We start from the raw sequence: 11,319 nt of genomic DNA, 5'->3' as shown, positions 1-11,319 counted from the left end.
TTGAAACTCTAATAAATTTAGAGGATAAATATAAATTGTGTTTTCGATAATATTAGGGCTATTTATAGCCCTTATATTTACAAAATGTATTTAAAATAATATAACTAGGAGCATGAATATGGATAAAGTATTGACGATAGGCGTAGAAAAGAGAGATACAGCATTTTTAATTAAAGAATCAATAGCTGGCAAGAAATATTTTGATGATATGTACAAGCAATTGAATGGAATTGTAAATGGTGGAGATTATATATACCTAACAAATGAAACAGGGAAAGTATACTTCTATGTAAGGGCTGATGCTATTACATTCTTTGAGTATGAAGAAATAGAAGACCAATAAAGTAGAAAAGTAAGAATACAGGAGGTATAGAAAATGAAGAAGAGCTATATATCAATTTTTGAATATATCGGTAGCATAACAGGTTTTAATTTTGTGGTTTTACTAGCTGGTGGAAATTTATTAATAGGTATGCAAGCGATAAAAAGATTTTTAATTCAATGGTTTTTCATGGTGGTTTCCTTTGTAATTATCAATGTATCAATGAGTTATATAGGTGTATTATTTAATCATTTGCCAATTAATATGTGGACGATAATTTTAATATGGCAATATGTATTTAGCTACTTTGTGTTAAGTTATGGAGTACCTATTGTCATTAGCCGAGTTTGTAATAATAAAATGATGAACAGTTTAATAAAATATTATGAAGAAAAGAGAAGAAGCCAACTCGCAACACTCAAGCAGAGTTAAACCGCCCCGCCCCTTTGGAAACAGAGGGGTTTTTAATATGGGAAAATTTAACAAAAAGTATTAAAAATAACACATTTAGGCTTGAAACGTACACTAATGTACGATATAATAAAGGTAACAAATCAAACAAAGGAGTTATTGCTATGGAAAACCAAAACTACAAACAAATCTTAGAGGTACTACAACAAAACGATGTTCGTGAGGTCGTTAAAGCTATCTTATCTTATGAAACAGGTATTACAGATGAAGCGGATTTAGACAAGCTAAACCATTACTACTTTGAAGAATTAGATACACCGAATTTCTTAGATGAAGATATTTACTTTAAGAGTATGGAATATAGAGGGCTTTAAACAGCCCTCTGATTTACAAAAAGTATTCAAAATAACAATTACATGGAGGGCTTGAAATGACTTTAAACAACGATAGCAAAACGAATGAAATCGGTAAGATGAATTTAAATTTATATGATATTCATGAACAAATCCTTTCATATCTCGCAGCAGGTAAAGATATTAAGCAAATAGATGTAGTGATAGAAGTTAATAACCAAGCAACCGATTGTTTGTATATAGATCAATCAGAAATACAAGATAACTTATTAATATTAAGAAACTAGGTGGTAAATATGGACTTAAAAACAAGCTTAAAAGCAGGCATTGATATTATTGAAAATAATGAAGTGCAGAAAAGATACAAATTTGGATTAGGTAAAGAAGATGTAGATGAAGCGGAAGACCTTTTACAAGCATTAAATATGTGTGGGACGGAAGAATTAGAAGCTCTATATTACGATGAACAACCCACGTACGATGTAAGTTATTGCGATAATGAAATATTGTTTTGTATCAGCATATCTGAACTCGAAAGCTTTATTCATAAGCTAGTGATTAAAGAAGCATTTGGAACGATTAAAGTATCACGTAAAACAGTACGCTCATATATAACTAAGGAGGACTAACAATAAGTACTGATTACAGTTAATTAGAGGGCTATTTACAGCCCTTTCATTTACAAAAAATATTGATGATAACATAAAAATTAGGAGGTTATACATTGAAACATATGGAAGCAATAGATGTTAGACACACGTATTACATGATTAACTTTTTGCATGAACGGACAACGACACAATTTAAGATGATGGCAGATAATACACGTAGAAAAGTGAAGCACAATCAACGAATAGCAGAAGCGGATTTATGCAGATATATCGAAGAGGTTAAAGAGAATATAGACAACTTGCCTAAAGCGTGGCAACAGACCTATGAATCTCACAAAGGCGCAGATAATAAGACCTTAGCAAAATTATTCATTGAACAATGCAGACCGTATTAATGTAAGCAGACCCGCTTCAAGTGATTGAGTTCCCTCGCTTACATGGGGCTTCGTGAACTCAATCAACGGGCGGGAACTTGCTCGCTTACAAAGGGGCTTCGCAAATTCCCGCCCTCATCCCTAATAAGTAATCCTAACGATAAGGAGCCAATATAAATGAACAGTGCAGTTAAACAAAGAACAATTGAGTGGTTAGAGCAAACACAAGGACAAGGTAGCTTTGATGGATTTGATGAACAAAATAAGGATTTCAGACAATGTACAGATGATGAAATTGAATGGTATTTTGTCGAATGGTTTTTTACAGACGGATTAAGAGACGATTTAACCGAAGCAGAACTCAAAGAAAATTATTCAAATGAATTGCTGGAACTCGAAAGAATTAATCGAAGCGGATAAACACAGTAAATAAACTAAGGAGGAAAGCGGATATGGAAATGACAGGGCAATTTGAACATGAACTTAAAGCATTACTACAAGAAGAATCAAATTATCAGCAATGGGACGATGTAGCAGTAAAAGAAGTATTAGACCTTATTAGCCCTTACTGGCATAAAGAAGATGAAAATATAGAAGATTATGTAGCATTTGAAATGCAATTTTTCTTGAACGATACGGATTTTCTATGCTGGTATTTTGAAGATGAAACAGCGCAAGAAGTGATTGAGCATATTATGGAACATCAGAGTAATGAAGCGGTGCTAACAAGTTGTATGAATGACGGAACAGAGAAGTTAAGTAATGGCGTGATTGTCAGATGTACAATTTAACGAATACCCGCTTCAAATGATTGAGTTCCCTCGCTTCATGGGGCGTCGTGAACTCAATCAACGGGCGGGAACTTGCTCGCTTCATGGGGCGTCGCAAATTCCCGCCCTCAAATCAAAAAAGAGCAATGCACATGAATTACATGGAGGTATTAACTATGGCAACAAACTTTAAAAAGAAGCTATTTAAAGATTATTTAAAAGAAAGATGTAATGAACATATAGAAGCGATTGAATCAAACGTATATACAGGAGCTTACACCGTAGAAGAAGCTAAACCGTTATTAAAGCAGGAACAAATAGCCTATAGCATGTATCAGCAATATAAACTATCTCAAGTATTAGGTGGCGTAAAGATAGGCAAAAGCTTATTTATACGCAATAAAGATTTGAATTTTGTAACGTATGACTATCTACATGACGAAATAGAAGCGGTTATTGATGAAATAGATCTACAAGAAATAATGCATGACTTACAGGAATTAATCGTATGACTATAAAGGAGGATATATCTATGATGAACACAGAAATAGAGTGGTTATGTGATTTTTTGCAAATCCCCTACAATGACAAGCCAACGTTAGAACAATGGCAAACAGCAGTTAGTAGTTATATGCAGCGTGATATAGGAAGCGTTAATTATAGTATTTCAGGTCAAGAACAGCTAACAATATTTGATTATGAACTAATGGGAGCAGTAGCTATGTAATTGATTATTATCTGTTATTATAAGAACAAAAGAAGCGGACATTTAACGATGGGTTAAAAAGCGTATGAAAGTGAGGATTTTATTAATTCTATTAACGGTTTTTGTAATTGGTTTTCTAGGTTTTTTCATGTATTCATCAATGCAAGTAGGTTATTACTTTGCAAACGAAAATAATATATCAATATGGCAATTTAGTTTTATAGGTATAGAAGGCATTATATTATTAGCATTTGGACTTAAAATGTACTTTCATAAATCGTAGTAAAAGTATGACCCGCTTCAAGTGATTGAGTTCCCTCGCTACATGGGGCTTCGTGAACTCAATCAAACGGGCGTGAACTTGCTCGCTTACATGGGGCTTCGCAAATTCCCGCCCTCAACCTTAATAATAGCGACTAATACAATAAGTAAGCGTATTTTATATTACTTAATAAGAGCAATAACTACCTACCCTAGCCGAAGCGTTAGGGTTTTTTATTTATCTTAAATTACAAAAAGTATCAAAAATAACACATTTATACTTGAAACGTACAATAATGTACGTTATACTATGTATATAATCAAAACAAGGCAAAACAACATGATCTAAAGGTACTTCCAATGTATAGGAAGCGGATAATTTACCGCTTCAATTTACAAAAAGTATCAAAAATAATATAAGAGGTGTTGAATTATGAACGGGCAAACGGTATATACGTTAATAATTAAACCAGTATTTACAGATATTCAATTGATTGGGGTTTATGACAGTAAAGTACAAGTAGAATTTGCTAGGGCTAATCATATGAGACAGCGACAACAAAACAATGAATTAGATGTAGAAGATGAAGCAGATTTTCAAGAAGCACAAGACGAATACATGATACTAAAAACGCAATTAGGTAAAGCCGATATATTAGGCATTGTAGAGTAATTACTCATTAAAGGAGAGGTTCAGAATGGAAAACAACACAGTTTATACGTTGATATGGAGCGAAACATATGGAGAGGTTATGCATTTAGGTGTATTCCCTACTAAATCAGAAGCGGAAGCAGAAATAGAAAACAATTTAGCTACTAGGGATATAGATGAAGACTTTATAGAAGAAAGCAAAGCCGATGAATACATGATACTAGAAACACAGATAAATGAAGCGGATATAACGAAAATAGTTTAAATGCGGAGGTAGTTATATATGAACACAAAACAGTTACTAGATTATTTAAATTATATTGGACTAAACGTGCAGGAAGTGGGAGCTGGTATATATAAAGGTCATTCGTGCAACGTTAAGCAGTGGCATAGCTTTAGGATATGGATTAATAAGAGTGGTAATGTAACGATTAAATCACATGGGGTACAGCGTAGCTTTAAATTACAGCAGATGAATGAATTAGAACGTGAATTAAGAGGATTTGAAATTATTTAGGAGGTTTTATATATGGAGATTATTAAGCGTAAAGGAAGCTATCAACTCATTAAATTTAGCGCTTCATTTTTAATATTGGATTACAGTAATAAAGATGTTGGCATAGCAGTTAAAACGTATATTTCTGAACAACAAGCGATTAAAGAGTTTGAAATATTATTGAAGCATTTAAAGAGCGATACATTGATTAAACAATCAGAACTAGACTGTTTAATTAACGGTGTATATTAAATCATATTTAAATAATAAGGAGTGAAGTAATATGAAACGTTTAGCAGGTATTACATTTACAGATAAAGGAGCAACAGGTAACACAGTGGGTTATATGGAGTATGTGACGGGTGTTGTTAAAGTAGCACGCTATGTAGTTGGTTATTGTGCAAATAGACAGGTACATGACCGCTTCATAGTTGAATTTAATGGACATGATCTAAATTTAAGTGACTATGTAAGTAAAGAAGATATTGAACGTATGCAACAAGCATATATGGATAAAAGACTTACAGACAAAGACATAGAATTTTTAACAATACAGCTTAAAGAATGGACAGACCACCCTACTCATATGTATTAATAACTACAAGGTATCTTATGTGTTTATGAGATACTTTGTATCTATAGAATAGTATTAAGAAGCGGTTATTTGAAATAAAGTAATATGAGGTGTTGCTATATGAACCAAATGGAAGCAATTAACAAATTTTATGCTAATCAGTATGTGAGGTTAGATGCACATGAACATGATTATGATGATATTAATTCTGAAATACCTAACGATATAGAAGATAATAAGTTATTTGATACGTTATACAGCGCAATTATTAAACCGATTGAATATGAGTTAGAAAAAAACAATTTCTTTTTTTGTGCATTTGAACGTGGAGAAGATGTTAATCGAGTACGTTTATATTTTGGTTATCCAGTAAGTGACAGTATGGAAAGTATCGACAGTAGCCAAGAAATAATAAACCATTTAATAGAGTTAGATAATAAACTTTAATACGGTTCAAAGGGGTTTTGTATTATGGAAATGCAATTAACAGATAGAGAAGACTTTTTAATAAGCATGACAGCATATTTATTATATAGCGGAGATTTACCAAGTGATGAAAAATATATGAGATCAGAAGCGGAAATAAGAGCGATATTAAACAATCCTCATGAGTTTATTAATATAGATGTGCTTAAAGATGAATTAAGCTATTTTGGATTAGATAGAAATAATTTCAAGTGGACAAAGGAGGTTCAAGTATGAGGTATTTAAATGTTGTTCTTAAAGATGATGAAAAAGCAAATGGTGGTGTTGCATTTGCTGGAGAAACTTTATTAGACTTCATGAACGATCTAAAGCCAAATGAAAGACAATCATTAGATGATGTTAATGCAGCACTTATTCAATGTGGTATTAAACCAATAGATGCTATTAACTATCCAGAAATAAAAGAACTTAAATACTTTGATATAGTAACTAGAGAATTAAGAAGATTAGAGGAACAATAAAACCGCTTCTAGTGGTAACACAAATTACGTCCCCCTACTCAAAAGTAAATGTAGATTAATTTAACTGCTATATATACATGGCATTCATAGAATACAAAGTATTCAATAGATACTATGTGTCCAAAGTGTCTTGAAGATACACAGTATTTTTATATTAGCTACATAAAATACTAGGTAGTCTTAAGATACTAAGTATCTAATAATGATAAATCCAGAAGCGGTTATTTACAAAAAGTATTAATAATAACATTCTTGTTGACACGTACAATAATGTACGATATACTTAATTTAAAGTTACTAAATGAGGTGTAAAGAATATGGATATATTAATAGATGTAACTACAGCTTTAGTATTTATGGTAGCTGGTATAACAATATATATACCCATCAAATTGAAATTAGATAATAGAAAAAATGGAAAGAACGAATAAATTTTATTTTTGCATTATATTTACAAAAAGTATTAAAAATAATATAACGAGGTGTGTTTATATGGTACATGGTTCAGTAGATAAATATTTTAAAGAGATTCAAAGAGGTAGAGACAGACAAAATAATTTGAGTAAAGAAGTTGGAAATAAAGCAAAATCACATGTAATAACATTAGATCAGCATAAACAACTACAAGAGTTAAAAGAAAGACAGAATAACTATAGCATATACCCAACGGTACAAAGTGATAATTATTTTATTGAATATACCGACCCTAAAGAAAATGAGTTCAATATAATTATTCATGATATTAAAAATAGCAGACAATTTAGAACAAAGTTTAGCCAACATACAGGGCTACCATTAATGCTTTACCACAACGGAACAATGTTTTATGAAAGCGGCGTTATTCGTTAATCAGTATATATAGTATTCGTTGTGTTCTAAGTGTTTGAAGTATTCAAGGTGTCTAAGGTGTCCAAAGTATCTAAAATATATGAATGAGGTGGAGCTATGAACGTAAAAGGAATGGTTAATATTGATAGTTTGAATGTAACAGCTAAACCATTTGGCAAATTAAAAATATTGAACAATCATAGTAATAATGAAATATATTCAATGTTTTGGGAAAAGGCTCATAATGATAATTTCATATTAAAATTTAGTAGTAATAAATATAGCGGTAATTTAGAAAAATATATATCTGATACAGATTTATTTATCATAGTATCAATATTTTTATTGGGTAACATGGAAACTCAAGAATGGTTAATTGATCTGTATAATTGGGAACCACCATAAACACAATAGCTACAAAAGATACAAAGTATCTATAATACTGGAGGTATTAGAAATGTATAATAACAATGATGTATATAATATAGCCGATCAGCTAAATTCAGATTGTAAAAATGAAATGCTAATACTGTTTGATGAAGTAGAATATAAAGAAGAAGAGGACGTAGAGACAAACATTGAAATTAATAAAATACTACATTAAGAAATAAAGCCTTTTGTTATATATCAAGATATATCAAAAGGCTTTTTGTTGTTCTGAGAAATTGAATATATTGCAGCGAAATATTAAAGGCTGGATAAGTGTAGGTAAGAGTTGGCAGAAATCCAAATCTCAGAAATAAAAAAAGAAAGTAAATATTTATTGACACGTACAAAGATGTACGATATACTAAAGATAGTTAATAAGTGATAGGGATTAACCACATCACAGATTTACAAAGAGTATTAAAAATAATATAAAGGAGTTTTTGATTATGACAATATTAGACTTAAAGGAAAAAGCTAAATTATTAAGAAAAGACTTAAAAAACAATCTAGGATATACAGCAAAACAAGTAAGCGTTAGAACGTCAGCAGGTTCAGCACTATATGTAACAATAAAAGATTATAAAGTTGATGTAGAAGCAGTAGAAAAAGAAGCAAGAAAATATGAAGAAATATCATATGATGAAGTAAGTAGAGAAATATTAGCAGGTGGTAATGATTTTGTTTTTGTAGATAACGAGGCTATTAATCCTCACTATCAAGAATTTGCAAATAAAATATATAATGAACTAGAAACAACAGAAAAAGAAGAATACAGTGTAGCACTTCCAAATGAAGCAGTAGCAATACATTTTATAGAATTAAATCACAATGTACCAAAATTCAAAGTACAAATTGGAAAAAAGAAATCAAGCTTCCAAGATTTATATACAGCAGATCAAATAGCAGAAGTAATGACCTTATTAAAATAATAAGGTCATTATTTTATTATTAAGTTAAATAATAATAAATATATTAAATTTCTAAAAATACATAAAATTATTAAGGTTTCAAAAAAGGAACTAACATGTTATAATAAATCCATAAATATTATTAGTTTCAAAAGTGAAACATTAATTTATATTAATTAGTTTATGATTAACATAAATAACTGTTCTAAAGGCTAGTAATTAACGTGTTTTATGATATTAAATGAATAATAATCATAGTAATATAATTTCTAGTAATAAAGTAAAAATAGGTTCAAATATTAGTAAATATAGAGTGTTTAAAGTGTGCTGAACACACAGAGTGTCCATAGTGTCATTTAAACACTATGGAAACTAAAGATACAAATAAAACTAATACTTATTAATAAAAAGGGAGTGTATTATTATGGCAAATACAAAAACGCAAAAGAAATTAACTATTGCAAAAAAGAAAAGTGAGTTCATTTTAGATTGGTTTGTTAATGAAGTCCCGTTAAAAAAATTAAATGAAAAAATAAACTTAAGTAAAACTACAAATTTTAGATATAAAAAACAATTGATCGAATTAGAAAAAGAATACGGGGCATTTTATGCTTTGTCGGAAGTCTTTACTTTAAACCAGATAAACGCCCTCATAGAGCTATATAATGACTTTGTAGAACACCCAGAAAAATATGAAAAACGTAAAAAAACTAAGGGCATAGATATGGAAAATCAAGCAAAAATCGTTAATAAGCATTTATCAGATATGAATATGCATTATTCAGAAGATAATGATAGAGAAGAAAAACCCTTGCCAGATAATTTAAAAGATAAAATGTAGGAGGGTTATTATGGCTAACGAATGGAGCTATACAATTGATATAAACCCAGTAGCAACGCCCCGCCCAGAATTTAGAAAGACGAAAGACGGTAAAACTATAACCTACTATCCCCAGAAATACGCTAATTATTTAGAAGAAGTGCAACAAATGCTCGAACGAGATCAAGCTATAAATGAAAACTTCTATAACGTTATGAGGGCGCCATTAGGGGTTAAAGCAGAAGTTTATTTTTATGTGCAAGCACCTAAAAAGCAAAAGAAGATCAATAATATAATGAAAACCACAGCCCCAGACATAGATAACCTAGTAAAAGCGGCATTTGATAGCATATTTAAAGGGTTGAAAGTGAAAGACAGTCGCATAGTTATGGTGTCTATGGCGAAGTTTCAAACTTTAACTAATCCTAGAACAGAAATAACATTGCGAGGTGTTGAGTAATGGTTAGTAATTTAGATAAATTTAAGCGAATAGAAAGCATTATGACCGAAGTGCAAGGCGAAATGGAAGCCTATTTAAAAGTATTGTTAGAACGTCATGAATATATGAATACTTACAGAAAAGAATATAAAAAGTTAAAACGTACTGTAAGTGATATAAGAAGCGAATTGAAAAGCAATGAAAGTGCCAACGAAGAAATAAATGCACTAGTGAAAAGTGCAAGAAACAAGGTTGAGCGTAATATAGAAGAGCTAAAAAAAGATCGTGAGATTGATCTTGAGGGCGGCTATGATATAGCTATTAAATCTATGACTGATGTAAGCGTATTGCTAGAGGGAAGCCCTAAGTTAGATAAAATAGAAGACGCTAAATTGTTGTTGCAAAAAAACAACGTAGAGATATCCGAAATAAATGTATTGTTAGAAGATTACGCAAACGAATTGCGTAGCAGCAATAAAGAAGATGTTAAAAATAGCGTTATAAAACTGTTAGATAATGCAGATAGTGAGTATTTAGATAGCTTTAAAGGTTATAGAGAAGCTTGTGAAAAAAGCGAAGACGTATACGAAAGTTTCAGTGATATTGTTGATGTATTGCTAGAATTAGGGTTTTTAAGCGAAGCAGAAGAGCTAACAGAAGCATTGCCAGATATAGAAGAAACTAGGAGAACGAGACCAAACCCGGAGCCGCTTCTAAATATGCTAGTACCCGTTAAAAGCGCAGGTTTGCAGTACTTCTCAAGTAGAAACCGGCAATCAGATTCTTACGATCTGAACGTAGCATTTGCTAAAGAAGTAGCGTATGCAAGGCGTGCATTGCTAGAAGACAGGGAATATATAGGGACTAAAAACGCATTTGATCGAGTAAATAAAGCTTTTGAAGATTTATCATCATACATGTATGAACGATTTTATCAATTAGGAGGAACACCTAAAAATTATCATGGACACGATGACAGATAATAGCAGCCTTTAGAGGTTGCTATTTTTTTGCCTTTAAAAAGCTATAGAAGGCAATGAGAAGCTCATATAAAGCCATTTATAGAAGTTGGCTAGGAAAAACTAACAAAGGTAATAAAAGGCTTAAATTTAGCCTATAAGAGTTAAAGAAAAAGGTTCCAAAAACGAAACTTATATATATAACGATCTAGCACCAACCATGAAAAATAGTAATATTTAAGTATATCACAAAACATAAACAATAAGCAAATAATAAATTTATATAAATAGAAATTATTAGAAAATTAATCCGAAGGATTATAAGGATTTAAAATAAAATAAATTAGATTTTCAAAAGCAGAAAACGAAATAAAAAGAAGTTCCGAAAATGAAACCGAAAAGGAACGGGAATAAAGGGAGGTTCCAAAAATGAAAAAGGAGAGCAAGTGCTATGGGCTA

25 protein-coding genes are annotated in these 11,319 nt (G+C 31.0%); all 25 read left to right on the top strand.

The genetic code is table 11. The annotated features are described in order from the left end of the window. Positions 1-118: 118 nt before the first annotated feature. The 25 genes from JVU85_RS10955 (at position 119) to JVU85_RS10835 (ending at position 10,884) form a co-directional block, all read left to right on the top strand. On the top strand, positions 119-343 hold the full coding sequence (locus JVU85_RS10955) for a hypothetical protein (protein WP_204172567.1): 225 nt from the start codon (positions 119-121) through the stop codon (positions 341-343). A gap of 33 nt (positions 344-376) precedes the next feature. After that, complete coding sequence (locus JVU85_RS10950; RefSeq protein WP_204172566.1) at positions 377-754, top strand: hypothetical protein; 378 nt, start codon at positions 377-379, stop codon at positions 752-754. A gap of 143 nt (positions 755-897) precedes the next feature. Continuing rightward, entirely contained in the window at positions 898-1,107 is a 210-nt protein-coding gene (locus JVU85_RS10945) for a hypothetical protein (protein ID WP_145344777.1), read from the top strand. Positions 1,108-1,163: 56 nt separating this feature from the next. Further along, complete coding sequence (locus JVU85_RS10940) at positions 1,164-1,373, top strand: hypothetical protein (RefSeq protein WP_044120154.1); 210 nt, start codon at positions 1,164-1,166, stop codon at positions 1,371-1,373. 9 nt (positions 1,374-1,382) lie between these two features. Then, positions 1,383-1,715: a hypothetical protein gene (locus JVU85_RS10935; RefSeq protein WP_044120155.1), complete on the top strand. Its 333-nt coding sequence runs from the start codon at positions 1,383-1,385 to the stop codon at positions 1,713-1,715. 95 nt (positions 1,716-1,810) lie between these two features. After that, positions 1,811-2,092 carry a hypothetical protein gene (locus JVU85_RS10930; RefSeq protein ID WP_204172564.1) on the top strand — a complete coding sequence of 94 codons (282 nt, stop codon included), beginning with the start codon at positions 1,811-1,813 and terminating at the stop codon, positions 2,090-2,092. Between the two features lie 156 nt (positions 2,093-2,248). Beyond that, the gene (locus tag JVU85_RS10925; RefSeq protein WP_204172562.1) at positions 2,249-2,491 is read left to right on the top strand and encodes a hypothetical protein; all 243 of its coding nucleotides are present in this window, start codon (positions 2,249-2,251) and stop codon (positions 2,489-2,491) included. Positions 2,492-2,523: 32 nt separating this feature from the next. Further along, on the top strand, positions 2,524-2,862 hold the full coding sequence (locus JVU85_RS10920; protein ID WP_204172560.1) for a hypothetical protein: 339 nt from the start codon (positions 2,524-2,526) through the stop codon (positions 2,860-2,862). A gap of 155 nt (positions 2,863-3,017) precedes the next feature. Continuing rightward, a complete protein-coding gene (locus JVU85_RS10915) occupies positions 3,018-3,353 on the top strand; it encodes a hypothetical protein (RefSeq protein WP_204172558.1) in 336 nt (111 codons plus the stop codon). Positions 3,354-3,373: 20 nt separating this feature from the next. Further along, entirely contained in the window at positions 3,374-3,568 is a 195-nt protein-coding gene (locus JVU85_RS10910) for a hypothetical protein (protein WP_204172555.1), read from the top strand. A gap of 673 nt (positions 3,569-4,241) precedes the next feature. Continuing rightward, positions 4,242-4,481, top strand: a complete 240-nt coding sequence (locus JVU85_RS10905; protein WP_204172553.1) for a hypothetical protein — start codon at positions 4,242-4,244, stop codon at positions 4,479-4,481. A gap of 25 nt (positions 4,482-4,506) precedes the next feature. Next, entirely contained in the window at positions 4,507-4,725 is a 219-nt protein-coding gene (locus tag JVU85_RS10900) for a hypothetical protein (protein ID WP_145344804.1), read from the top strand. Between the two features lie 18 nt (positions 4,726-4,743). Beyond that, entirely contained in the window at positions 4,744-4,977 is a 234-nt protein-coding gene (locus JVU85_RS10895; protein WP_145344807.1) for a hypothetical protein, read from the top strand. 12 nt (positions 4,978-4,989) lie between these two features. Further along, on the top strand, positions 4,990-5,208 hold the full coding sequence (locus tag JVU85_RS10890; RefSeq protein ID WP_145344809.1) for a hypothetical protein: 219 nt from the start codon (positions 4,990-4,992) through the stop codon (positions 5,206-5,208). Positions 5,209-5,239: 31 nt separating this feature from the next. Continuing rightward, entirely contained in the window at positions 5,240-5,551 is a 312-nt protein-coding gene (locus JVU85_RS10885) for a hypothetical protein (protein WP_145344812.1), read from the top strand. A gap of 99 nt (positions 5,552-5,650) precedes the next feature. After that, complete coding sequence (locus JVU85_RS10880) at positions 5,651-5,977, top strand: hypothetical protein (protein WP_145344815.1); 327 nt, start codon at positions 5,651-5,653, stop codon at positions 5,975-5,977. 24 nt (positions 5,978-6,001) lie between these two features. Beyond that, complete coding sequence (locus JVU85_RS10875; protein WP_204172550.1) at positions 6,002-6,232, top strand: hypothetical protein; 231 nt, start codon at positions 6,002-6,004, stop codon at positions 6,230-6,232. Next, positions 6,229-6,477, top strand: a complete 249-nt coding sequence (locus JVU85_RS10870; RefSeq protein WP_204172548.1) for a hypothetical protein — start codon at positions 6,229-6,231, stop codon at positions 6,475-6,477. The genes JVU85_RS10875 and JVU85_RS10870 overlap by 4 nt, the downstream gene beginning before the upstream one ends. A gap of 492 nt (positions 6,478-6,969) precedes the next feature. Further along, entirely contained in the window at positions 6,970-7,326 is a 357-nt protein-coding gene (locus tag JVU85_RS10865) for a hypothetical protein (protein ID WP_204172546.1), read from the top strand. Between the two features lie 96 nt (positions 7,327-7,422). Further along, a complete protein-coding gene (locus tag JVU85_RS10860; RefSeq protein ID WP_204172544.1) occupies positions 7,423-7,710 on the top strand; it encodes a hypothetical protein in 288 nt (95 codons plus the stop codon). Positions 7,711-7,762: 52 nt separating this feature from the next. Further along, positions 7,763-7,909, top strand: coding sequence for a hypothetical protein (locus JVU85_RS10855; protein ID WP_174894829.1), 147 nt, complete (start codon positions 7,763-7,765; stop codon positions 7,907-7,909). Positions 7,910-8,180: 271 nt separating this feature from the next. Then, entirely contained in the window at positions 8,181-8,663 is a 483-nt protein-coding gene (locus JVU85_RS10850; RefSeq protein WP_204172542.1) for a hypothetical protein, read from the top strand. Positions 8,664-9,066: 403 nt separating this feature from the next. Continuing rightward, complete coding sequence (locus tag JVU85_RS10845) at positions 9,067-9,483, top strand: hypothetical protein (protein WP_204172541.1); 417 nt, start codon at positions 9,067-9,069, stop codon at positions 9,481-9,483. 10 nt (positions 9,484-9,493) lie between these two features. Then, the gene (locus JVU85_RS10840; protein ID WP_044120179.1) at positions 9,494-9,922 is read left to right on the top strand and encodes a RusA family crossover junction endodeoxyribonuclease; all 429 of its coding nucleotides are present in this window, start codon (positions 9,494-9,496) and stop codon (positions 9,920-9,922) included. Next, entirely contained in the window at positions 9,922-10,884 is a 963-nt protein-coding gene (locus JVU85_RS10835) for a hypothetical protein (protein WP_204172540.1), read from the top strand. The genes JVU85_RS10840 and JVU85_RS10835 overlap by 1 nt, the downstream gene beginning before the upstream one ends. Positions 10,885-11,319: the final 435 nt, after the last annotated feature.

Origin of the sequence: Staphylococcus sp. GDY8P72P (assembly GCF_016890655.1) — a bacterium.
Classification (GTDB): Bacteria; Bacillota; Bacilli; order Staphylococcales; family Staphylococcaceae; genus Staphylococcus; species Staphylococcus arlettae.
The sequence above is the reverse complement of the archived record's forward strand: the minus strand, read 5'-3'. Positions and strand labels throughout refer to the sequence as shown.